This is a genomic window from Rhodococcus sp. NPDC078407, from assembly GCF_044542515.1.
GTDB lineage: Bacteria > Actinomycetota > Actinomycetes > Mycobacteriales > Mycobacteriaceae > Rhodococcoides.
Map to the genome: position 1 here is coordinate 85,768 of NZ_JBITUQ010000003.1, position 23,593 is coordinate 109,360.

The window sequence follows — 23,593 nt, forward strand, 5'->3', positions numbered from 1 at the left end:
GGTCGCGCCACGACGGGATCGAGGTGGCGTTGGTCACCGGCGTCTCCGGTGCCGGATTGCGCACCGCAGCCAAAATTCTCGAAGACCTCGGCTGGTACGTCGCCGACAACCTGCCGCCCGAGCTGATCTCGAAGATGGTCGATCTCGGCTTGGAGTCCAAGCCGCGCATCGAGCGACTCGCACTGGTGATGGACGTCCGAAGCCGGCTGTTCACGGGCGATCTGGGGTGGGTGGTCAAGGAGCTCGACTCCAAGGGTGTGCGCAATCGAGTGCTGTTTCTGGACGCATCCGACGCCGTGCTGATTCGTCGATTCGAGTCCAACCGGCGCAGCCATCCACTGCAGAACGACGGCCAGGATGCCACGCTGACCGAAGGCATCACTGCCGAACGGATGCGGCTCGCCCAGGTCAAGGCTGCGGCAGATCTCACGGTGGACACCACGTCTCTGTCGGTGCACCAACTGCGGCGCAAGATCGAGACGGTGTTCGGTGCTGCCGAGATCAGCGGCGTCGGCGTCACCGTGCAGTCGTTCGGCTTCAAGTACGGCCTCCCGATGGACGCCGACCTGGTCTGCGATGTGCGCTTTCTGCCCAATCCGCATTGGGTGCCGGAGCTCCGCGAACACACGGGACAGGACGAGGACGTCCGCGATTACGTCCTGGGGCAGAACGGAGCACGCGACTACCTGGAGTCGTACACGCACGTCCTGAATCTGACGATCGAGGGTTACGTTCGGGAAGGCAAGAGGTACATGACGGTAGCGGTGGGCTGCACCGGAGGAAAACATCGAAGTGTCGCGATGACGGAGGCGTTGGCCGCGATACTTGCCGAACAGGGCGATGTGTCCGTGCGCGTGCTGCATCGCGATCTGGGTCGCGAATGAACGAGTTCGGCATCGACGAGTCGGCAACCGGCCCCAAGATCGTCGCGCTCGGCGGTGGGCACGGTCTGTACGCCACCCTCTCCGCAGCCAGGCTCCTCGGTCACGACGTCACCGCCATCGTCACGGTCGCCGACGACGGAGGATCCTCGGGTCGTCTGCGTGCCGAGCTCGGCGTCATCCCGCCCGGAGATCTGCGGATGGCCCTGGCTGCGCTGGCACGTTCCGACGAGCGAACGCAACTGTGGACCGATGTTCTTCAGCACCGGTTCGGAGGCACGGGCGCGCTGGCCGGACATTCGGTCGGCAACCTCATTCTCGCCGGCCTCACCGAGGTGCTGGGAGACCCGATCGCTGCGCTCGACGAAATGGTACGGATGCTCGGAATCGAGGGTCGAGTGCTCCCGATGTCGCCCATCGCACTCGACATCGAGGCCGACGTCTCCGGTCTCGAGGACGACCCCCGCGTCAGCCGCGTCATCCGCGGGCAGGTTGCCGTCGCGACCACCCCGGGAAAGGTGCGGCGCGTGCGGTTGCTGCCCACCGACCCGCCGGCGTCGCTGGAGGCGTTGACGGCGATCGACGAGGCCGACCTGGTGGTGCTGGGCCCCGGTTCATGGTTCTCGAGTGTCATTCCCCACGTTCTGGTGCCGGATCAGCTCGCCGCGCTTGCTCGTATTTCTGCACCGAAGGTGCTCGTGTTGAACCTGGCACCCGAACTGGGGGAGACCACCGGATTCTCCGCCGAGCGTCATGTCCACGTACTCTCCCAACACGCACCTGATTTGGGAATCGACTTCGTGTTGGTCGATTCCGCCTCGGTCCCGGAGGGCAGCAACCGCGAACACGTAGCGCGGGCAGCGGCTCGGCTCGGTGCCGAGGTCGTCTACGTCGATGTTGCCGAAAACGGCACTCACGCACATCATTACGGAAAGCTTGCTGCGGCTCTCGGCTCCATCCTGTCGTCCACCGGCGGCACGGCACCGACTGCTGCACGCAGAGAGGGGATCACTTCGTGGCCATGACAGCGGAGGTCAAGGACGAGCTGAGCAGGCTCACCGTCAGTCAGGTCAGTTGCCGCAAGGCCGAGGTGTCCGCGCTCCTACGATTCGCCGGTGGATTGCACATTGTCGCCGGTCGGGTGGTGGTCGAGGCCGAGGTCGATCTCGGGTCCATTGCCAGGCGGCTCCGTCGCGAAATCTTCGAGTTGTACGGCTACTCCTCGGACGTCCACATGCTCGGTGCAGGCGGACTGCGCAAGACATCGCGCTACGTGGTCCGGGTGGCCAAGGACGGCGAGGCCCTGGCTCGCCAGACCGGGCTGCTGGATCTGCGTGGGCGCCCGGTTCGCGGACTGCCCGCGCAGGTCGTCGGCGGCACGGTGGGGGACTCGGAGGCTGCGTGGCGCGGCGCGTTCCTGGCACACGGCTCGCTCACCGAGCCGGGCCGGTCTTCGGCGCTCGAAATCAGCTGCCCAGGCCCCGAGGCTGCGTTGGCCCTCGTCGGAGCGGCGCGCAGGCTCGGCGTAGCTGCGAAGGCTCGCGAGGTGCGCGGAACCGATCGAGTGGTCGTGCGGGACGGCGAGGCCATCGGAGCGTTGCTGACCCGTATGGGCGCACAGGACACCCGACTCGTCTGGGAAGAACGTCGAATGCGGCGTGAGGTCAGGGCGACCGCCAATCGACTGGCCAATTTCGACGACGCCAACCTCCGCCGATCGGCGCGGGCCGCCGTCGCCGCCGCAGCACGCGTCGAACGCGCCCTGAACATTCTCGGTGACGACGTCCCGGATCATCTCGCTGCGGCGGGTTCGCTCCGAGTCCAGCACCGCCAGGCTTCTTTGGAAGAACTCGGGCAGTTGGCCGACCCGCCGATGACCAAGGACGCAGTGGCGGGACGCATCCGACGCCTGCTGTCCATGGCCGACCGCAAGGCCAAGGAAACCGGAGTTCCGGACACCGAGTCCGCGGTCACCGCGGAGTTGCTCGACGAGGCGTGATCGCCCCGATCGAGTGATGCGCGCGCTCGGCCTGCGCGCACACTAGGGTAGGAACCGCGTGTGGCACCCCGCACGCAGGCACAATCAGACATCTGTTTTCACAACTTTTAGGAGCGAACAGTGACGATCCGGGTAGGCGTCAACGGCTTCGGCCGCATCGGGCGAAACTTCTTCAGGGCTGTCGATGCGCAGAAGGCGCTCGGTACCACCGACATCGAAATCGTTGCTGTCAACGACCTGACCGACAACGCGTCGCTCGCACACCTGCTCAAGTACGACTCGATCCTCGGCCGCTTGCCGCACGACGTCTCGCTCGAAGGTGAAGACACCATCGTCGTCGGCGGCCAGAAGATCAAGGCGCTGTCGCTGCGCGAGGGCCCGTCCGCACTTCCGTGGGGAGACCTGGGCGTCGACGTCGTCGTCGAGTCCACCGGCATCTTCACCGACGCCTCGAAGGCCCAGGGTCACATCGACGCCGGTGCCAAGAAGGTCATCATCTCCGCGCCTGCCAAGGGCGAGGACATCACCATCGTCATGGGCGTCAACGACGACAAGTACGACGGCAGCCAGAACATCATCTCCAACGCCTCGTGCACCACCAACTGCCTCGGCCCCATAGCCAAGGTCCTCGACGACGAGTTCGGCATCGTCTCGGGTCTGATGACCACGATTCACGCATACACGCAGGACCAGAACCTGCAGGACGGCCCGCACAGCGACCTGCGTCGTGCGCGCGCTGCAGCGCTCAACGTCGTCCCCACCGGCACCGGCGCAGCCAAGGCCATCGGCCTGGTTCTCCCGCAGCTGCTCGGCAAGCTCGACGGCTACGCATTGCGGGTGCCGATCCCCACCGGTTCGGTCACCGACCTGACCGCGCTGCTGAAGAAGAAGGCCAGCGCCGAGGACGTCAACGCTGCGATGAAGGCTGCTGCCGAGGGCCCGCTGAAGGGCATTCTGAAGTACAACACCGATCCCATCGTGTCCTCGGACATCGTGACGGACCCGGCTTCGTCCATCTTCGACGCGCCGCTGACGAAGGTCATCGACGACCAGGTCAAGATCGTCTCCTGGTACGACAACGAGTGGGGCTACTCCAACCGCCTCGCCGACCTCATCGGTCTCGTCGGCAAGTCCCTCTGACACCGATGGCTGTCAAGACACTGCAAGATCTGCTCGATGCCGGTGTCGAAGGCCGTGGCGTCCTCGTGCGATCGGACTTCAATGTTCCGCTCGAGGACGGCACGATCACCGATCCCGGCCGTATCCAGGCGTCGATCCCGACTCTTCGAACGCTGGTCGAGGCGGGTGCCAAGGTCATCGTGACCGCCCACCTCGGGCGCCCGGACGGCAAGCCCGACGCGAAGTACAGCCTGGCTCCGGTCGCGGCGAAGCTGGGCGAGCTGCTGGGACGCCACGTGCAGCTCGCGGGCGACGTGGTGGGCCAGGACGCCGAGGCTCGTGCCGAGGGTCTGACCGACGGCGACGTGTTGTTGCTGGAGAACATTCGTTTCGATCCGCGCGAGACCAGCAAGGACGAGTCCGAGCGAGCTGCTCTGGCTCGTGAGCTCGTTGCTCTCGCCGGAGACGACGCAGCGTTCGTCTCTGATGGATTCGGCGTCGTGCACCGTAAGCAGGCGTCGGTCTACGACGTGGCGCAGTTGCTGCCGCATTACGCGGGCACCCTCGTCGCTGCCGAGGTCGAGGTGCTGGCCAAGCTCACCGAGGATGCGGCACGTCCGTACGCGGTGGTTCTCGGCGGCTCCAAGGTCTCGGACAAGCTCGGCGTCATCGAGGCATTGGCCCCCAAGGTCGACACTCTCGTCATCGGCGGCGGCATGGCGTTCACTTTCCTTGCCGCGCAGGGATATTCGGTCGGTAACTCGCTACTGCAGGAGGATCAGATCGGGGTCTGCAAGGACCTGCTCGAGCGGTTCGGTGACGTGATCCACCTGCCCGTCGACATCGTCGTGGGAGACAAGTTCGCGGCCGACGCCGAGGCGAAGACCGTCAAGGCCTCCGAGATTCCGGACGGCTGGATGGGCCTGGACATCGGACCCGACTCGGTCAGTCGTTTTGCCGTCGTCCTCTCGAATGCCAAGACCGTCTTCTGGAACGGGCCGGCCGGTGTGTTCGAGTTCGACGCCTTCTCGGCCGGCACCAAGGGCATCGCAGAAGCGATCATCGGAGCCACCGAGAAGGGCGCGTTCAGTGTCGTCGGCGGCGGCGACTCCGCGGCGGCGGTGCGCACCCTCGGGCTGCCCGACGACGGCTTCTCGCACATCTCCACCGGCGGCGGTGCATCCCTCGAATACCTCGAAGGCAAGCAGCTCCCCGGCCTATCCGTACTGGAGGCGTAACGCATGGCACGTAAGCCGCTCATCGCGGGCAACTGGAAGATGAACCTCAACCACCTCGAGGCCATCTCGCTGGTGCAGAAAATCGCTTTCTCGTTGCCCGAGAAGTACTTCGACAAGGTCGATGTGACGGTGATCCCGCCGTTCACCGACATTCGCAGCGTGCAGACCCTGGTCGAGGGCGACAAACTCCTGCTCACCTACGGTGCGCAGGACGTGTCGTCCGAGGACAAGGGTGCCTTCACCGGTGAGATCAGCGGATCGATGCTGGCCAAGCTGGGGTGCACCTACGTTGTCGTCGGTCACTCCGAACGACGCACGCTGCACAGCGAGGACGATGCCGTCGTGCTCGCCAAGACGAAGGCGGCGCTGAAGAACGGTCTCACCCCGATCGTGTGCATCGGAGAGGGTCTGAATATCCGCGACGCCGGCGAGCACGTCGCCTACAACGTGGCTCAGCTGCGGGGTTCGCTCGACGGATTGTCGGCCGACGACATCTCCAAGGTCGTCATCGCCTACGAGCCGGTATGGGCAATCGGTACCGGCCGGGTCGCGTCGGCGTCGGACGCTCAGGAAGTGTGCGGTGCCATCCGTGAGGAGCTGAAGTCGCTCGCCTCGGCCGAGGTCGCCGCGGGCGTGCGAGTGCTTTACGGCGGCTCGGTCAATGCCAAGAACGTCGGCGAGATCGTCGGCCAGCCCGATGTCGATGGCGCACTGGTCGGCGGCGCTTCACTCAAAGCGGACGAGTTCGCCACGTTGTCGGCCATTGCCGCAGGTGGACCCCTGCCCTGATCGGCCGGCGGCACCGCTGATTCCACCGGTTTTCGGACACCTCGCGTCGGCGGGGTGTCCGAAGCCGTTCGCGGGGCCAGGTAGGCTGCTGAAGGCATCGAATCGAGTTTGAGGTGGACATGGATCTGTTTCTGGATATTCTGCTGGTCATCACCAGCCTGGCACTGATCTTGCTGATCCTGCTGCATCGCGGCAAGGGCGGCGGATTGTCCAGCCTGTTCGGTGGCGGAGTGCAGTCCAGCCTCTCCGGTTCCACCGTCGTCGAGAAGAACCTCGATCGACTCACGGTCTTCACCGGCATCATCTGGCTCATCGCCATCCTCGGTATCGGCCTGGAGATCAAGTACACCTGATCGAATGCTGCTCCGAGTGCGAGTTGGTGACGGAGCGGCGATACTGGGTGAATGAGCGAATTCTCCTACGAGTCAGTCGGTTCCCCAGCATTCGTTCCACCGACAGCTCAGGGTCGGGAGTTGACCGAGCCTCTCCGTGAGGACATTCGCTACCTCGGCGGCATCCTGGGTGAGATCATTCGCGAACACGAGGGCGACGACGTGTTCGATCTCATCGAGGCTGCACGTGTCGAGTCCTTCGCCGTCCGACGGTCCGAGATCGAACGGGACGATTCGGTAGGTCGCTACACCGATGTGGAAGTGGCACAGGCAGTTCCACTCATTCGAGCGTTCAGCCACTTTTCGCTGTTGGCCAACCTCGCCGAAGATCTACACCGTGAACGGCGTCGAGCAATCCACCTCGACCGCGAAGATCCGCCGCAGGACAGCAGTCTCGACGCCACCTGGCTGAAGATCGATGCCGCGGCTCCGTCGCGCGAGCAGGTCGCCGCCGCACTGACCGATGCGCTGGTGGCTCCGGTGATCACCGCCCACCCCACCGAGACACGTCGACGCACCGTCTTCGATGTGCAGTCGAAAATAACCGAACTGATGCGCAGGCGCGATGTGGCCACCGCAGCCGTCGAAGGCAAAGCTGCACGCGCGACCAACGAACTGGCCTCGATCGACACCCAGATCCGTCGACAAGTGCTCACCCTGTGGGAGACGGCCTTGATTCGACTGTCGCGCTTGCGAATTCAGGACGAGATCGAAGTAGGCCTGCGTTACTTCGATTCCTCGTTGTTCGACGTCATGCCGGCCCTCAATGCCGATGTGCGCGCAGCGCTTCGGGCGCGGTGGCCCGAGGACGACCTGCTGCCCCGCCCCATTCTGCGCCCCGGTTCGTGGATCGGCGGTGATCGAGACGGCAATCCGAATGTGACCGCAGAGGTAGTGCACACTGCGACGCATCAGGCGGGCTACGTCGCATTCGAGCACTACCTCGACGAGCTGGTCGGACTGGAGAAGGAACTCTCGATGTCCGCGCGTCTGGTGGACGTCACCGAAGATCTCGCAGCTCTGGCCGACGCCTCGAGCGAACCGGACGACAGGCGATCGGACGAGCCGTATCGGGTTGCCGTCGTCGGCATTCGAGCCCGGCTCACTGCCACCGCCCAGGCGGTACTCGACGCGGTGCCGGTCGCGGGGATAGACCTCGGGGCGCAGAAGTACGACGGACCCCAGGACATCCTCGATGACCTCGAAGTCATCGATCGTGCGCTACGGGCCGACGGCGATGCACTGATCGCAGACGATCGCTTGCTTCGGCTCCGACGATCGGTGGAGACGTTCGGATTCCATCTGCAGGCGCTGGACATGCGGCAGAACTCGGAAACACACGAGGAAGTGGTCGCAGAACTGCTCGCCTGGGCTGGTGTGCATCCGGACTACGCGTCCCTCGACGAAGGCGAGCGCGTGTCCGTACTGGCGCAGGAGCTCGCCACTCGACGCCCGTTGATCGGCCCCAACGCGGAACTCAGTGAACTCGCCACCAAGGAACTGGGCATCGTCAGGGCCGCCAAGGAGGCCATCGACCATCTGGGTCCCGACGCGATCCAGAACTACATCATCAGTATGTGTCAGTCGGTCAGTGACATGCTCGAGGCAGCGTTACTGCTCAAGGAAGCGGGGATCTTCGACCCCGGAACCGACGGCTCGGTGCCGACGTCCACGGTGGGTGTCGTTCCGCTGTTCGAGACCATCGAGGATCTCCAGCAAGGCGCAGCGACGTTGCTGGCAACCCTCGACGTTCCGATCTACCGCGCCCTCGTTGCCGGGCGCGGAATGAATCAGGAAGTCATGCTGGGGTACTCGGACTCGAACAAGGACGGCGGGTATCTCGCAGCCAACTGGGCCCTCTACCGCGCCGAGTTGGACCTGCTCGAGGCCTCCCGCAAGACGGGTATTCGTCTGCGGCTCTTCCACGGTCGCGGCGGCACCGTCGGCCGAGGCGGCGGACCGAGCTACGACGCGATCCTGGCGCAGCCGCCCGGAGTGGTGCAGGGTTCGCTTCGGCTCACCGAACAGGGCGAGATCATCGCGGCGAAATACGCCGAGCCGTCGATGGCGCGCCGCAACCTGGAGTCGCTGGTCGCAGGAACCCTCGAATCGACTCTGCTGAACGTGGAGGGTCTCGGCGACGCAGCAGAAGCCGCGTACGACATCCTGGACGACCTCGCGGCCAAGGCTCGGGCGGCATACGGCCGGCTGGTGCACGAGGAGCCCGGTTTCGTCGAGTATTTCCGCACCTCGACACCGGTTGCCGAGGTCGGCGAGCTGAACATCGGCTCCCGCCCCGCATCGAGGAAGCCCACGAACTCGGTGTACGACCTGCGTGCCATTCCATGGGTCATGTCGTGGAGTCAGTGCCGCGTCATGCTGCCCGGGTGGTACGGCACCGGTTCGGCATTTCAGGAGTGGGTCGGCGACGACGATTCCAAGCTCGAGGTGCTCACCGACCTGTATCGAAAGTGGCCGTTCTTCCAGACCGTTCTGTCCAACCTCGCGCAGGTCATGGCCAAGTCGGATCTGGGCATCGCCGCTCGGTACGCGGAGTTGGTTCCCGACGCAGACCTACGCGCACGGATCTTCGGCATGATCGAGGCCGAACACGCCACGACGGTGCGGATGTACCTGAAGATCACCGGCCACAGTCGACTGCTCGAAGACAACCCGTCGCTGGAACGCTCCGTGCACAACCGGTTCCCGTACCTGGAGCCACTCAATCAGATGCAGGTCGAGATGCTCCGGCGCTACCGCAACGGCGACGACGACGAACGCGTCAAGCGAGGGATCCTGCTGACGATGAACGGTCTCGCGACGGCGCTGCGCAACAGCGGCTAGCCCCTGTGCGCGTTGTGCGTACCCAGGTGTACGCACAACGCTCACGACAGGCGCGGAACCGGTCGGCGGCGGGTGGCGTCCAAGAAGTATGAGGCAGTGCAGCAACGACACCGAGGCCTGGCGAGACGGATCCGCCTACCGCGCGAACGGTAGGCGGATCGGTCGCTCGACAACAGGACGTTTCAGGGGCATCGCCGGCTACGAGGACAATCGGCCGGGGTGTGACCCCGACGCCGTCGAAACCGACTAGCCGAGTGGTGTCAGTCCGTGTCCAGCTCGGATGCTGCGCCGGCGTCGAGGAACCAGACCGTCGACTCGGTGCCCAGAGCGCCGGCCGACGGAACGTCGTCGGAGTCGGCCCCGCCCACCGCAGCCGCGACGGCGTCGGCCTTGTTCGCGCCCGATACGAGCAACCACACGTGCTGTGCGCGGCGAATCGCCGGCAGTGTCAGTGTGATGCGCACCGGAGGAGGCTTGGGGGAGTCCTCGACTGCAACGACGAAGCGATGCTCCTCGCGGACCGCGTCCGTGTGTGGGAACAGCGAATTGATATGCCCCTCGCCTCCCATACCCAGCAGATGGATGTCGAACGCCGGTGTCGGTTCGCCTTCGGAGTGAGAATGCAAGATCTGCGCATACGTCGCAGCTGCCACCTCGGGGTCGCTTCCGTGTGGTCCGTCGGACGCAGCCATGCGGAACACCCGGTCCGGATGGACGTCGACGTGATCGAGCAGAGCCTGCGAGGCCTGCACCTCGTTGCGTTCCGGGTCACCGGCGGGGAGGAAGCGCTCGTCACCGAAGTAGATGTCGACCTTGCTCCAGTCGATCGATCCGGAATCCTGACGTAGTGCTTCCAACAACGCTATGCCCGTGCCACCGCCGGTCAGTACCACCGACGCCGTGCCTCGCTCGGCCTGCGCGGCCGTGACGACGTCGACGAATCGAGACCGAGCGGCGTCGACCAGGGACTGCGCGTCCAGATATCGAAGAACCGATGTCTTACTCATAGCTCACTTTCGACAGTCCGTGCAGGGCGAGTTCGTAGATCTCGTCGGTATCGAGACGGCGTAATTCCTCGGCGAGGCATTCGCGGGTGTTGCGACGTGCGAGCGCTACTTCGGCGTCGGGCTGACCGGTACGCCGCAAGGTCGCGGTCTTACCGGTCTGCGGTCGCGTCAGCGAAATGCTGCTGTTGTCTCTGATCAGCTCCACCTTCAGCTCGCCCGCACGGCGGTGGACCGGCACGTCGAGTTTGGCGGCCAGCCAACCGGCCAGAATGTCGAGTGCGGGCTCCTCTGCCAGTCCGGACACCGTGGCCGAGACGACGGCCTCGAACGGAGCCTGGTCGAGCGCGGTGGCCAACAGGCCACGCCAGTAGGTGATGCGACTCCAGGAGAGATCGGTGTCACCCTCGGTGTAGCTGCTGAGCCGTCCCTTGATGGCCGCAGTGGTGTCGGGGGAGTTGGTGGCATCGGTGATACGTCGAATTGCCAGCCGCCCCAGCGGATCCTTCGCCGGAACGGTCGGTGCCTCGTCCGGCCACCACGCCACGATGGGGGTGTCGGGAAGGAGGAAAGGAATGACGACGCTGTGCTCGTGATCGGCGAGCTCGCCGTTCAGGCGCAGGACGACGACTTCCGACGCGCCGGCGTCTCCTCCGACTCGGATCTGTGCGTCGAGGCTCGACTCGGCCGATCGGTCGCCGCGGATGAGCACGATGACGCGGCACGGGTGCTCGCGACTCGCCTCGTTCGCGGCGTCGATCGCTCTCTCTGCTTTCGCCGGATCACGACTGGCGACGATGAGGGTCAGCACGCGGCCGATCGTCACCGCGCCACCTGCCTCGCGCACCTCCACCAACTTCTTGCCGACCTCGGCCGTCGTGGTGGCGGGAATGTCGACAATCACGGCCTTCTCCATTCGCGTCCGGTGCGGTGCATCATCTCGTCACCCGAGGACGGGCCCCAGGTGCCTGCCTCGTACGGCTCGGCCGTTCCGCCCGAGGCCCAGTACTCGAGAATCGGGTCCAGGATCTTCCACGACAACTCCACTTCGGCATTGACCGGGAAGAGCGAGGGCTCGCCGAGGAGTACATCGAGAATGAGTCGCTCGTATGCCTCCGGCGAGGACTCGGTGAACGCCTGTCCGTAGCTGAAATCCATGCTGACGTCGCGTACCTGCATGCTCGACCCGGGAACTTTGGAGCCGAAACGCATCGTGACGCCCTCGTCGGGCTGAACTCGGATCACCAATGCGTTCTGACCGAGTTCCTCGGTCATCGTGGCATCGAACGGCAGATGGGGAGCCCGCTTGAACACCATTGCGATCTCGGTAACTCTGCGGCCCAAGGCTTTTCCAGTGCGCAGGTAGAACGGCACTCCGCCCCACCGTCGCGTGTCCACTTCCATGGTGATGGCGGCGTACGTTTCGGTGTTGGACTCGGAGTCGAAACCTTCTTCTTCCTTGAGGCCCTTCACCTTCTGGCTACCCTGCCAACCTGCGGAGTACTGACCCCGGGCAGAGGTGCGATCGAGAGGTTCGGCGAGCTTCGTTGCCGAGAGCACTTTGATCTTCTCGGACTGCAGTTCGGTTGGGTTGAAGCTGACCGGCTCTTCCATCGCAGTGATGGCGAGCAGCTGCAGAAGATGGTTCTGAATGACGTCGCGGGCTGCGCCGATACCGTCGTAATAGCCGGCGCGGCCGCCCAATCCGATGTCCTCGGCCATCGTGATCTGGACGTGATCGACGTAGTGCGCATTCCAGATCGGATCGAACAACTGGTTGGCGAAGCGCAGTGCCAGAATGTTCTGCACCGTCTCCTTGCCGAGATAGTGATCGATCCGAAAAACGGTGTCCTCCGGGAACACTCGGTTCACGATCGCGTTGAGTTCCTTCGCGCTCTGCAGATCGTGGCCGAACGGCTTCTCTATGACGACGCGTCGCCAGTTCCCTTCCTGACCCTGAGCCAGACCCGAACGCGAAAGCTGTTGTAGTACAACAGGAAAAGCGCCGGGTGGGATCGAGAGGTAGAAGGCGTGGTTTCCGCCGGTGCCGCGAGTGGAGTCGAGTTCGGTCAGTGTCCGCGACAGCTCGTCGAACGCAGCATCGTCGTCGAACGAACCCTGAACGAATCGGAAGCCCTCGGCGAGGGTGTTCCACACCTCTTCACTGAACGAAGTCCGAGCATGATCGCGCACGGAGTCGTGCACGATCTTCTCGAAATCCTGGTTCTGCCATTCGCGCCGAGCGAACCCGACCAGGGCGAAACCGGGGGGTAGCAGCCCCCGGTTCGCCAGGTCGTACACCGCAGGCATGAGCTTCTTCCGCGCGAGGTCGCCGGTCACCCCGAAGATGACCATGCTGCACGGCCCGGCGATACGGGGGAGCCGCTTGTCTCGCGCGTCGCGAAGTGGGTTGAGCCAGTCCGCGGAATTCAGGTTTTCTGTGTCTGCGGTGGGCACAGGTCAGCTCTTCTGACCTGCTTGGCGGAGCTGCTCCTCGGTCGCTTCGAGCAACTCGTTCCAGGCAGCCTCGAACTTCTGCACGCCCTCGTTCTCCAACGTCAGGAAGACATCGGTGAGGTCGATGCCCAGCGCCGAGATGCGGTCGAAGATCTCCTGTGACTCCGGCCCCTTACCCGAGACGGTGTCGCCGACGATCTCACCGTGATCGGCGACCGCGTCCATGGTCTTCTCGGGCATCGTGTTCACGGTGTTGGGCGAGACGAGCTCGGTGACGTACATGGTGTCCGGGTAGGCATCGGACTTGACGCCGGTCGATGCCCACAACGGACGCTGCGGCCGCGCTCCGCTTCCGACGAGCTCGCGAAAACGCGGGGCGACCTCGAAGACCTGCTGGTAGGCGACGTACGCCAGGCGCGCGTTGGCCAGAGCTGCCTTGCCCTTGAGCTCCTCGGCGTCCGGGGTGCCGATCGCATCGAGACGGGAATCTATCTCGCTGTCCACGCGGGAGACGAAGAACGACGCGACCGAGTGGATCTTGTCGAGATCGTGACCGGCAGCGCGCGCTGCTTCGAGACCGTCCAGGTACGCGTTCATCACCAGTTCGTAGCGCTCGACGGAGAAGATCAGCGTCACGTTGACGCTGATTCCCTCGCCGACCACCTTCGCGATTGCGGGGATTCCTTCTTCGGTCGCCGGGATCTTGATGAGCAGATTCGGACGGTCGACGATCTTCCAGAGCTCGACGGCCTGCTCGTACGTCTTGTCGGCGTCGTGCGCCATGCGGGGATCGACCTCGATCGAGACTCGTCCGTCGACGCCGGCGCTGGCCTCGTACTGCGGTACGAGAATGTCGCACGCCTCACGAACGTCATCGGTGGTGACGGTGCGGATCGTGGTCTCGACGTCGGCACCCTCGCCGGCGAGCTTGGTGACCTGCTCGTTGTACGCGTCACCCTTGCTCAACGCGGCCTGGAAGATCGACGGGTTCGTCGTCACGCCGACGACGCTCTTGGTGTCGATCAGATCTTTGAGGTTGCCCGACCGGATGCGGTCGCGGGACAGGTCGTCCAGCCACACCGAGATTCCGGCGGCGGACAGCTCTGCGAGGTTCTTGTTCTGGGTCATGAGTTATCCCTTCACGTTGGTGATGGAGCGCTGCGCGGCTGCGACGACGGCGTCGGCAGTGAAGCCGAATTCGCGGAAAAGTGTTGCCGCGTCGGCAGATTCGCCGTAGTGCTCGAGCGAGATGATCTCGCCGAAACCTCCGACGATCTTCCACCACGGCATTGCGATGCCGGCCTCGACGGATACGCGCGCCTTGACGGTGGGCGGAATGACCTGGTCGCGGTAGTTCTGGTCCTGGCTCTCGAACCACTCGACACACGGCATCGACACCACGCGCGCCGCGATGCCCTGCTCCTCGAGCTGCTTCTGAGCCTCGACCGCGTACTGCAGCTCGGAGCCGGTCCCGATGAGAACGACGTCGGGGGCCGACTTCGAGGACTCGGACAGGATGTAACCGCCCTTGGACACACCCTCGAAGCTGGTGCCTTCCAGGATCGGGATGCCCTGACGCGTCAGAGCGAGACCGACCGGACCGCTGCTGCTCGACCGGGCCAGCACGGCCTGCCAGGCGAACGCCGTCTCGTTCGCGTCACCGGGACGCACGACCGAGAGGTTCGGAATCGCGCGCAGCGCCGCGAGGTGTTCGACCGGCTGGTGCGTGGGGCCGTCTTCGCCGAGACCGATGGAATCGTGGGTCCACACGTAGATGGGATCGATGTCCATCAGTGACGCCAAGCGAACCGAGGGTCGCATGTAGTCGCTGAACTGCATGAACGTTCCGCCGTATGCGCGAGTGGGCCCGTGCATGACGATGCCCGACAGGATTGCACCCATCGCGTGTTCGCGGATACCGAAGTGCAGGGTGCGGCCGTAGGGCTCGGCGTCCCAATCGTCGGTGGAGATCGACGTGGGTCCGAAGGACTTCGCACCCTTGATCGTGGTGTTGTTGCTTCCCGCGAGGTCGGCGGAGCCACCCCAGAGTTCGGGCAATACCGGGCCGACCGCGTTGAGGACTTCGCCCGAAGCCGCGCGGGTGGCGACGGCCTTGCTGCCGGGCTCCCAGGTCGGCAGTACATCGGTCCAATTCTCGGGCAATGTGCCCTGGGTGAGGCGGTCGAGCAATTTCTTGCGCTCGGGCTCGCGCTGGGCCCAGGCCTCGAACTGTGTCGTCCATTCGCTGTGTGCGGCGTGGCCGCGTTCCTGCAGCTTGCGGGTGTGGCCGATGACCTCGTCACTGACCTCGAATGTCTTGGACGGGTCGAAGTCGAGGGCTTGCTTGACCTTTGCGACCTCCTCGTCGCCCAGGGCGGCACCGTGGACGGCGCCGGTGTTCATCATCGTGGGAGCCGGGAACCCGATGATGGTGCGCAGGACGATGATCGACGGCTTGTCGGTGACGGCCTTGGCCGCCTCGATCGCTTCCTCGATCGCGGTGACGTTCTCGCCGCCCTCGACGACCTGTACGTGCCAGCCGTAGGCCTCGTATCGCGCCGCGGTGTCCTCGGACAGCGCGATGTCGGTGGAGTGCTCGATCGAGATCTTGTTGTCGTCGTAGAACAGAATCAGGTTGCCGAGCTGCTGAGTGCCTGCGAGCGACGACGCCTCGGAGGTGACGCCTTCTTCGATGTCGCCGTCGGAGGCGATCACATAGATGAAGTGATCGAACGGACTCTCACCGAGCGCGGGCTCGGGATCGAACAGTCCGCGTTCGCGGCGCGACGCCATCGCCATTCCCACAGCGGATGCCAGTCCCTGGCCGAGTGGGCCGGTGGTGATCTCCACGCCGTCGGTGTGGCGAAACTCGGGGTGCCCCGGAGTCTTGGACTTGTACGTCCGCAGTGCCTCGATGTCGGCGAGCTCGAGTCCGAAGCCACCCAAGTAGAGCTGCAGGTACAGGGTCAAGCTCGAGTGGCCGCACGAGAGCACGAAACGGTCGCGGCCGATCCAGTGCGTGTCGGTGGGGTCGTGACGCATGGTGCGCTGGAACAGGGTGTATGCGAGGGGAGCCAGGCTCATCGCGGTTCCGGGGTGGCCGTTGCCGACCTTCTGCACTGCGTCCGCTGCCAGAACACGAACGGTGTCGACCGCTCGGGTGTCCAGGTCCGTCCAGTCGCTGGGGTGGTGCGCCGTGGTGAGGACGTCAATATCGTCTGTGATCGACACGAGCAGAAATCTCCTGACATTCGTTCGAGTTGTGGCTCCGGGGAATCGTCGCTCGACGGCAACTGCACAGTGCCTTTGTGGTGCGCGCACACAGTCGGTGCCGAAGGACTTCCTCCACCAGCCTAGTTCTGTCCGACCCTGCTGTCGTGCCTTCCCCCGGCAGATTGCGTGCGGGCCGTTCGTGTACGAGAATTGCCCACTTTGGGTGCCCTGCGAATTGGAGGTGCAAACCCCGCCGTCTACCATCGTGCGTAGTAGGTGCACGATCGTCGATTCCGGTGACAGATTTCCGGATCGTGCCGATCGGTCCTGTGCGCTGACGTCCATGGTCGTCGCGCCGAGTGAACCCGCGTGCCGGTGGCGCGTGAGCAAGTGGCTTAGCGCCAGAGAACGACAGTCGTGCGAGGAGACGCAGTGCGAATTGGGCAGCAGCCGGGCGGACACGGATTCGCCGGCGGCCCCGGATTCGGAGCAGACGATCAGGCCGAGTCCGCGCAGGCCGCATCGGCGACGTCCGCCCCGCGTAGAGCACTCGCACTTTTTCTTGCGTATGTCGCGCTCACGAAGCCCCGGGTCATCGAACTTCTTCTGGTCACGACCATTCCGGCGATGCTGTTGGCCGACCGAGGCAACGTCGATCCTTGGCTGATCCTCACCACGCTGTTCGGCGGAATGTTGGCCGCGGCCAGCGCCAACACGCTGAACATGGTGGTCGACGCAGATATCGACAAGGTGATGAAACGCACCGAGAAGCGACCCCTGGCCCGCGGTGCCATGCCCGTGTCACACGCCCTGATCTTCGGGCTCGTCCTGGGCGTGTTCTCGTTCTTCTGGCTGTGGGCCACGACCAACCTGCTCAGCGGTGTGCTGGCCGTTGTGACGATCTGCTTCTACATCTTCGTCTACACCCTGGTGCTCAAGCGGCGCACCTCACAGAACGTGGTGTGGGGCGGGGCGGCCGGATGTATGCCGGTGATGATCGGTTGGTCCGCCGTGACCGGCACGATCGGCTGGCAGGCACTGGTGATGTTCCTGGTCATCTTCCTGTGGACACCGCCGCACACCTGGGCGCTCATGCTGCGATACAAGGAGGACTACCAGGCCGCCAACGTGCCGATGCTGCCGGCGGTCGCCTCGGAAACGAAGGTCACCAAGCACATCGTGCTGTACGCCTGGGCCACGGTTGCCGCGACGCTCGCATTGGCACCGGGATCGGGAGTGATCTACACGGTCGTAGCGGTGGCGTCGGGAGTGTGGTTCCTCGTGGTTGCCCACCGTCTGTACGCAGGCGTGCGAGCGGGTACTCCGGTCAAGCCGCTCAAGCTGTTCATTCTTTCCAACGAATATCTGGCCCTGGTGTTCTGCGGTCTGGCCGTGGACTCGGTGCTGGGCTGGCAGACGCTGGCCCAGCTCCTTTCCTGAGCCGACGTCGGCCTCGAGCAGTCTGCTCAAGGAATCAGCACGATCGATCCCGTCGTCTTGCGCGATTCCAGGTCGGTGTGCGCCTGGGCTGCATCCTCGAGCGCGTAGTGCGCACCGACCTCGACTGTGAGAGAACCGCTCGCCACCGCGGCGAACACATCACCGGCCCGCCACTCCAGCTCGGCCCTGTCCCGGATGTGATGCGCGAGCGTGGGCCTGGTGAGGAACAGTGAGCCCGCTCCGTTGAGACGTTGCGGATCGAGCGCAGGAACCGGGCCGCTCGCGGCACCGAACAGGGCGAGCGTGCCCCTGATCCGCAAGGACGCCAGACTGGCCTCGAACGTGTCTGCACCCACTCCGTCGTACACGGCATGGACACCCTCACCACCGGTGATCTCGCGCACGCGTGCGGCGATGTCGTCGTCGTAGCGCAGCACGTGGGCGGCACCGGCCTGCGCCGAGCGCTCTGCTTTCGCGTCCGTGGACACCGTCGTGATCACCTCGACGCCCTTGGCCACCGCCAGCTGCGTCAGCATCAGTCCGACGCCACCCGCTCCGGCGTGGACGAGCACGGTGTCACTCCGCTGAGCGGGATATGTGGATTCGATCAGATAGTGCGCAGTGATGCCCTGCAGGAGCGCTGACGCAGCCTGATCTGCAGGAACGCCGTCGGGAACCGAGATGGCCGACGAGACGTCGACCAGCACGTACTCGGCATAGCTTCCCGGTGCCGCTGCCCAGGCGACGCGATCGCCGACGGCGAAGGTCGTGACCTCCGACCCGATCTCGTCGACCACCCCTGATCCCTCGTCGCCGGGAACGTACGGCAGTGGTCGCGGATACAGGCCGCGGCGAAAATAGGTGTCGATGTAGTTGATCCCGATGGCGTCCGTCCGAACCAGGATCTGCGTGGGGGACGGTGTCGGCACCGGGACGTCGACGACGGTCAGGACCTCGGGTCCACCGGTGGCGTCTACTCGAATGGCTCGCATGGACACTGTTCTACACGGGCATGCGGTCCGCTGGCACCGTGAAAGTACCCGGCGGACGCGATCGGCCGAAGTTACCCGGCGGTAACGACAGGTCGGGTCCGTGCGAGGGTGGTGGACCACCTCGGTATCGTGTCGGCATGGCTACCGAAATCGACACTGCGGGCAACGAGAAGAACGAGTCGAACGAGGTTCCGAAGGGAACGCTCGCGGCGGTGAAGGGCTTTCTCGCCGATCACGGCAATTCGGCGAGTGTGGTGATCCAGCCGGTCGGTCGGGCCGGAACCCGCCTCACCATGGTCGGTGCCGATGGAGTTCTCGGTGATCAGGTGGTGCCGACCTACGCCATCGCCAAAGCGATCGTCGACGAGCTCGATGGACTGACCGAGGCCGAGTGGGACCGCGAGCTGGTCAGCTCGGTCGATCCGGCCGACGGACATCACGAGAAGATGGCCGGTTGGGTAGCTCGTCAGAAGAAGTTCCCCACAGCGCGTAACCAGGCAATCGTCTGATCGACGATACGTCGCAAAACTTGTTCGATTCGTGGGGAACCAATCCGGAACCTCGTGCGTCGAAGTCAGTGGAGGGGCAGTCGGCCATCTGAGGGGGAGGTCGGCTGCCCCTCCGCCTCGTTCGAAACCGGACCGACTTCACGCACCGACCGCAACGCCCTCCGTGCTTTCCATCGGTGCAACCTCGGCCGGGCCGCGGGTGCGGCACGCCGCCCACACAGCAGCCGTTGCAGCCGTGCACGCGCCCGCTCCGGCGACGTGGAACGCGACGAGGACTTCCGGGACACCCGTGAAGTACTGCACCAATCCGATCAAGGACTGAGCCAGTACCAACGCGATCAAGACGTGCAGGCGGCGCTTGACCGTGCTGGATGCTTTCACCGCGTACAGCGCGAAGCCCAGACCGACGAGAAGTGCGAGGTAGCCGACCAGAAACTGGGAATGCGCATGAACGAGCGTCACGATCTCGATTCCCAGACGCGGTACCGGTTCTTGGATGCTCTTGTCGCCGGCGTGTGGCCCGGCACCGGTCACCATCGTGCCCGCAATCAGCACTCCTGCCAGGGCGATCCCTGATAGTCCCGTGAGCGCTCTGAGTGCACCGGGCACCGTGGGCACGGACTGCGACGGCACATCGCTCTCGCCGACCTTGAAGTACAGCAGCGTGGCCAACCACACCATCGCCATCGAGACGACGAGGTGAACAGCCACCGTCCACCACAGCAGTCCGGTCAATACGGTGAATCCGCCGATCACGGCCTGCACGACGGTGCCGAGCGGCATCAGCCAAGCAAAAAAGAGCACTCCGCGACGGCGACGCGCCCTGGTCACGGCCACGACAGTGGCGGCGGCAGCAAGAACCACCACGAACGTCAGCAGACGATTGCCGAACTCGACGGCCTGGTGCAGCACAGGCACCTCGGACACACCCACCGGAGTGAAGCTGCCGGGGAAGCACTGTGGCCAGGTGGGGCACCCGAGACCGGACCCGGTAACGCGAACCACCGCGCCGGTGACGGCTATGCCACCTTGCGTGACGATTGCGATGAACGCGAGAATTCGCTGCGTCCGAAGCGAAGGCAGGGGCAAGTAGTCCACGAGGCGCCGAAAAACGCCGTAGAGCTTCCGGAGGAGGAGCACAACACGATGGTAAACGCCGATCAACTACACAGCGTCGTTGGGTACTGAGCCTCCGTCAGGTGAACTTGAACGTGCGGACCGCGAGGGTGCCGCACACCGCCGCCCACACCAGCAGTACCACCACGCCGAAGATGTCGAAAGACGAGGACACACCTCTGCTCAGCGCCTCGCCCAGGGCACCGGACGGAACGATGCGTGCGACGTTCTGCAGTCCCTGGGGGATCTGGTCGTCGACGAACACCGCACTGCCGATGCCGAGCATGACGAACCAGGCGATGTTCGCCAGGGCCAACACGATCTCTGCCCGGAGCGTCCCGCCGAGCAGCAACCCCATCGACGCGAAGGTCACCGTGCCGAGCGCGATGATGACGGCACCGAGTACCAGACCCGTAGCGGTGGGGCGCCAACCCAGAGCCACCCCGATGGAGCCCAGCAGAATCGACTGCAGAATCACAACGATCACCACCGCAGCCGATTTGCCGCCGATGATGCCCCATCTCGGAAGCGGAGTGGCACCGAGTCGCTTCAGCGCGCCGTAGCGGCGATCGAAGCCGACCGCGATGGCTTGGCCGGTGAACGCCGTCGACATGATGGCCACCATCATCACCGCAGGAACCACCTGGCCCACCCGGTCGTCACCCAGTGCGCCGAAGGGCAGCAGGGTCAGACCGATCAGCAGTGTGATCGGGATGAACATCGTCAGCAACAATTGTTCGCCGTTGCGCAGCAGCAACTTCAGTTCGAGGCGGGTCTGCGCGAACAACATTCGCGACGCCGAGGCCGGTTGCGGGCGAGGCGCGAACAGACCCGTCTCGAATCGGTTGCCGGCGAGCCGGGCTTCTCTTCGCACCGTCACTTCCTCAATTCTCTCCCGGTCAGTTCGAGGAACACGTCCTCGAGACGGCGCTGATCGACCTGCAACTCGGTGGCCAGGACGTCCTGTTGAGCGCACCAGGATGTGACGATCACCAGTATCTGCGGTTCGATCACACCCGACACGACGTAGGAGCCGGGCGACGGTTCCGACGGTACGTACCCCGCTGGGAGCGCGGCGCCGAGCATCGAGACATCGAGACCGGGGGGAGCGGTGAACCGTAATTGTCCTTCGGCGCCTTGTTTGGTCAGTTCCGACGGCGAACCCGATGCCACGACGCGGCCGTTGTCGATGATCGTCAACCGATCGGCCAGCTGTTCTGCCTCGTCCATCAGATGAGTCGTGAGCAGCACGCCCACACCGTCGCGCCGCAACGCGTCGATCAGCTCCCACACGAGCAGCCGGGCCTGTGCGTCGAGGCCGGCAGTCGGTTCGTCGAGGAACACCAGTTCGGGTCGTCCGACGATGGCGCAGGCCAGCGCGAGTCGCTGTTGCTGTCCACCGGACAGTCGTCGATACGGGGTGCGGACGGCCGACGTCAGACCGAGGCACTCGAGCAGCCACGCCGGGTCGTGGGGGTCGGAGGAGTACGACGCGACGAGTTCGAGCATCTCACCGGCTTTGGAACCGGGATATGCGCCGCCGCCCTGGAGCATGACGCCGATGCGCGGCCGCAGCTGCGCCGACTCCGCTATCGGGTCGAGTCCGAGAATGCGAACGGAGCCACTGTCGGGAGTGACGAATCCTTCGCACATCTCGACCGTGGTGGTCTTGCCGGCACCGTTGGGGCCCAGCAATGCGAGCACCTCGCCGGGGCCGATGTCGAGGCTCAGGCCGTCGACGGCATTGACGCCGTCGTAGGACTTGCGCACATCGCTGAGCTGCACGACAGGTTGCGTCGCATTCGACGTCCCGGGGATCACGAGGACTCAGCGTATTCGTCGGCTGTGCGGTCGCCTGCCGGTGGTCCGGTGCGGGTGGGCCACGGCATACGGTTTCGGGTGAACAGGTACAGCACTGCAATGGTCAGGATGGTCATCACTGCGGCCTGCACGATCTGAAAGGGCAGGTACTCGCTGCCGTTCGGCATCAGGATGACGCTCACCAGAGACGAGAAGGCGATCGCAGGTCGACGGAACGACGGCCTCGTCGCCCAGGCTGCCAGCGGAATCACTGCCCAGAGCAGGTACCAGGGTTGTACCACCGGAAACAGCAGGACCACCGCACCCAACGCGACGCCGAGGGCGCCGACAGGATGCAGTCGCCCGCGCAGAACGGCAATCAGCATGCGGACCACGATGATGCCGGCGACCACGGCGGCGATCGGACGCGTGAGACCGAGCACAGCGGTGGTGTGATCGCCGAGGCCGAGCAGCACGCCCACGAACCCGGTGCCCAGGCCGAGGATCGTCGGTATCGACATCCAACTGCGTACGACGCCTGCGGTGCCGAGTGTGTTGATCCAACCGAAGCCGAGTCCGCTGCCCAGGCTCACGGCGACTTGCACGACGATGACGATCGTGCCGAGCAGTATCGCCACGCACACCACGGATCGAAGAGTTCCACCCCATCGCTTGGACAACGCCATTCCCACGAAGCCCAGTGCGATGAGAGATGGGATCTTGACGGTGGAAGACAGCGCGATCAGAGCGGCACCGCCGACGAGGAATGCGATGTCGGTCTTCCGCAACGCGCCCGGGCGTTCGACCGCGCGAAGAGCCAGTTCGGTACCCGCCAGCATCAAACCGATCATCAGCGCCTCGTTGTGGATACCGGCGACCAGGTGGAACAGCAGCAACGGATTTGCGGCTCCGAGCCACAGCGCGCTCACGGCGGCCACCCCGCAGCGTCGAGCCAGACGTGGAAGAGCCCAGACGATCAATGCGACGCCGACCAGCGCGAGCAGGCGATGAAGAAAGATGCCGGCGACAATGTTCTCGCCGGTCAGGTAGGTGATGCCCCGCCCCATCCACAGGAACAACGGACCATATGGTGCCGGGGTTTCCCGCCAGATGTTCGGAACCGTGCGGGTCAGCACATTGTCGGCACCCAGTGCATCGACCGGACCGACCTCGTACGGGTCCAGTCCACGTGCGGTGATCTCGCTCTGCGCCAGGTAGGAGTAGACGTCTCGGGAGAACATCGGTGGTGCCACGCACAAGGGCAGAATCCACAGCAGCAGGGTGCGGTCCATCTGCGAACGGGTGAGACGACGCGGTATGTGGCCGGATCGAGTCCGTCCGAGTGCGAACCTTCCCAGCAACAGCCACGCCAGCACGACGATGACCGTTCCTGTCATCGTCACGGTCAGCGCCGACGTCGCCATTCGGGAAGGCAGGCTCAGGAACCGAACGCCGGCGATCGGGTTCTGCAGCACCGGCTGCGCTCCGGCACCGAGGGCTCCGATGGTCATCAGTAGCGCGCCCACTGCGCCGAAGCGGCGGATGTTTCGGAGCTGGGTCGTCTCGGACGGATCGAGCCCGGGCGCTTCCTGCTCGTCGCCGTGCAGCGTGGCCACTCCGCCACCCGGTGGAGCGGGCTCGAGGCCGATGACTCTGCGTGCGGGACCCAGCACGTAACGGCGGAGGATCGGCCCGAGCGAGGGTCCCAGGTTCGCACCGCGCCGTACGCGTGCTTTTCCTGTGAAGCGTGAGCGTTCGGAACTCTGCTCACTGTCGGTCGCCGGCACAGTGGGAGCGTAG

General features: G+C 64.8%; 20 protein-coding genes. 10 read left to right on the forward strand and 10 right to left on the reverse strand.

Going from position 1 to position 23,593, the window contains the following annotated elements:
* Nucleotides 1-17 precede the first annotated feature (17 nt).
* The 8 genes from rapZ (at nucleotide 18) to ppc (ending at nucleotide 9,262) form a co-directional block, all read left to right on the forward strand.
* Entirely contained in the window at nucleotides 18-884 is an 867-nt protein-coding gene (rapZ, locus tag ACIGGF_RS04730) for an RNase adapter RapZ (RefSeq protein WP_397520440.1), read from the forward strand.
* Nucleotides 881-1,906, forward strand: coding sequence for a uridine diphosphate-N-acetylglucosamine-binding protein YvcK (gene yvcK / locus ACIGGF_RS04735; protein WP_397520228.1), 1,026 nt, complete (start codon nucleotides 881-883; stop codon nucleotides 1,904-1,906). Before rapZ ends, yvcK begins: the two co-directional genes overlap by 4 nt.
* On the forward strand, nucleotides 1,897-2,880 hold the full coding sequence (gene whiA / locus ACIGGF_RS04740) for a DNA-binding protein WhiA (protein ID WP_397520229.1): 984 nt from the start codon (nucleotides 1,897-1,899) through the stop codon (nucleotides 2,878-2,880). The genes yvcK and whiA overlap by 10 nt, the downstream gene beginning before the upstream one ends.
* A gap of 120 nt (nucleotides 2,881-3,000) precedes the next feature.
* Nucleotides 3,001-4,020: a type I glyceraldehyde-3-phosphate dehydrogenase gene (gene gap, locus ACIGGF_RS04745; RefSeq protein WP_397520230.1), complete on the forward strand. Its 1,020-nt coding sequence runs from the start codon at nucleotides 3,001-3,003 to the stop codon at nucleotides 4,018-4,020.
* Between the two features lie 5 nt (nucleotides 4,021-4,025).
* A complete protein-coding gene (locus ACIGGF_RS04750) occupies nucleotides 4,026-5,237 on the forward strand; it encodes a phosphoglycerate kinase (RefSeq protein WP_397520231.1) in 1,212 nt (403 codons plus the stop codon).
* Between the two features lie 3 nt (nucleotides 5,238-5,240).
* Nucleotides 5,241-6,026, forward strand: coding sequence for a triose-phosphate isomerase (gene tpiA, locus ACIGGF_RS04755; RefSeq protein WP_397520232.1), 786 nt, complete (start codon nucleotides 5,241-5,243; stop codon nucleotides 6,024-6,026).
* A 119-nt stretch (nucleotides 6,027-6,145) separates the two neighbouring features.
* Nucleotides 6,146-6,379: a preprotein translocase subunit SecG gene (secG, locus tag ACIGGF_RS04760; RefSeq protein ID WP_032398009.1), complete on the forward strand. Its 234-nt coding sequence runs from the start codon at nucleotides 6,146-6,148 to the stop codon at nucleotides 6,377-6,379.
* A 51-nt stretch (nucleotides 6,380-6,430) separates the two neighbouring features.
* Nucleotides 6,431-9,262: a phosphoenolpyruvate carboxylase gene (gene ppc, locus ACIGGF_RS04765; RefSeq protein ID WP_397520233.1), complete on the forward strand. Its 2,832-nt coding sequence runs from the start codon at nucleotides 6,431-6,433 to the stop codon at nucleotides 9,260-9,262.
* A 260-nt stretch (nucleotides 9,263-9,522) separates the two neighbouring features.
* Here ppc and pgl read toward each other — a convergent pair whose 3' ends face one another.
* Genes pgl through tkt form a run of 5 tightly spaced genes read right to left on the reverse strand, consistent with a single transcriptional unit; the run spans nucleotide 9,523 to nucleotide 15,954 of the window.
* Nucleotides 9,523-10,269, reverse strand: coding sequence for a 6-phosphogluconolactonase (gene pgl / locus ACIGGF_RS04770; RefSeq protein WP_397520234.1), 747 nt, complete (start codon nucleotides 10,267-10,269; stop codon nucleotides 9,523-9,525).
* Complete coding sequence (gene opcA, locus ACIGGF_RS04775; RefSeq protein ID WP_397520235.1) at nucleotides 10,262-11,170, reverse strand: glucose-6-phosphate dehydrogenase assembly protein OpcA; 909 nt, start codon at nucleotides 11,168-11,170, stop codon at nucleotides 10,262-10,264. The genes pgl and opcA overlap by 8 nt, the downstream gene beginning before the upstream one ends.
* Nucleotides 11,167-12,723: a glucose-6-phosphate dehydrogenase gene (gene zwf / locus ACIGGF_RS04780; RefSeq protein ID WP_397520236.1), complete on the reverse strand. Its 1,557-nt coding sequence runs from the start codon at nucleotides 12,721-12,723 to the stop codon at nucleotides 11,167-11,169. Before zwf ends, opcA begins: the two co-directional genes overlap by 4 nt.
* A 3-nt stretch (nucleotides 12,724-12,726) precedes the next feature.
* Complete coding sequence (gene tal / locus ACIGGF_RS04785) at nucleotides 12,727-13,851, reverse strand: transaldolase (RefSeq protein ID WP_397520237.1); 1,125 nt, start codon at nucleotides 13,849-13,851, stop codon at nucleotides 12,727-12,729.
* 3 nt (nucleotides 13,852-13,854) lie between these two features.
* A complete protein-coding gene (gene tkt / locus ACIGGF_RS04790) occupies nucleotides 13,855-15,954 on the reverse strand; it encodes a transketolase (RefSeq protein ID WP_397520238.1) in 2,100 nt (699 codons plus the stop codon).
* Between the two features lie 414 nt (nucleotides 15,955-16,368).
* Between tkt and ACIGGF_RS04795 the strand changes: the two genes are divergently transcribed.
* Nucleotides 16,369-17,376: a heme o synthase gene (locus ACIGGF_RS04795; protein WP_397520239.1), complete on the forward strand. Its 1,008-nt coding sequence runs from the start codon at nucleotides 16,369-16,371 to the stop codon at nucleotides 17,374-17,376.
* Nucleotides 17,377-17,402: 26 nt separating this feature from the next.
* Here the strand turns inward: ACIGGF_RS04795 and ACIGGF_RS04800 are convergent, their stop codons facing one another.
* Nucleotides 17,403-18,368: a quinone oxidoreductase family protein gene (locus ACIGGF_RS04800; protein WP_397520240.1), complete on the reverse strand. Its 966-nt coding sequence runs from the start codon at nucleotides 18,366-18,368 to the stop codon at nucleotides 17,403-17,405.
* A 137-nt stretch (nucleotides 18,369-18,505) separates the two neighbouring features.
* On the opposite strand from ACIGGF_RS04800, the gene ACIGGF_RS04805 reads away from it, so the two are divergent.
* A complete protein-coding gene (locus tag ACIGGF_RS04805; protein WP_397520241.1) occupies nucleotides 18,506-18,877 on the forward strand; it encodes a hypothetical protein in 372 nt (123 codons plus the stop codon).
* Nucleotides 18,878-19,015: 138 nt separating this feature from the next.
* Here the strand turns inward: ACIGGF_RS04805 and ACIGGF_RS04810 are convergent, their stop codons facing one another.
* The 4 genes from ACIGGF_RS04810 to mptB are packed head-to-tail and all read right to left on the reverse strand — an operon-like array spanning nucleotide 19,016 to nucleotide 23,502.
* Nucleotides 19,016-20,017 (reverse strand): heme A synthase, encoded by a 1,002-nt coding sequence (locus tag ACIGGF_RS04810; RefSeq protein WP_397520242.1) that lies wholly within the window; start codon nucleotides 20,015-20,017, stop codon nucleotides 19,016-19,018.
* 55 nt (nucleotides 20,018-20,072) lie between these two features.
* On the reverse strand, nucleotides 20,073-20,873 hold the full coding sequence (locus tag ACIGGF_RS04815) for an ABC transporter permease (protein ID WP_397520243.1): 801 nt from the start codon (nucleotides 20,871-20,873) through the stop codon (nucleotides 20,073-20,075).
* A complete protein-coding gene (locus tag ACIGGF_RS04820) occupies nucleotides 20,870-21,778 on the reverse strand; it encodes an ABC transporter ATP-binding protein (RefSeq protein ID WP_397520441.1) in 909 nt (302 codons plus the stop codon). The genes ACIGGF_RS04815 and ACIGGF_RS04820 overlap by 4 nt, the downstream gene beginning before the upstream one ends.
* Before the next feature lie 32 nt (nucleotides 21,779-21,810).
* Nucleotides 21,811-23,502, reverse strand: coding sequence for a polyprenol phosphomannose-dependent alpha 1,6 mannosyltransferase MptB (gene mptB / locus ACIGGF_RS04825; protein ID WP_397520442.1), 1,692 nt, complete (start codon nucleotides 23,500-23,502; stop codon nucleotides 21,811-21,813).
* Nucleotides 23,503-23,593 lie beyond the last annotated feature (91 nt).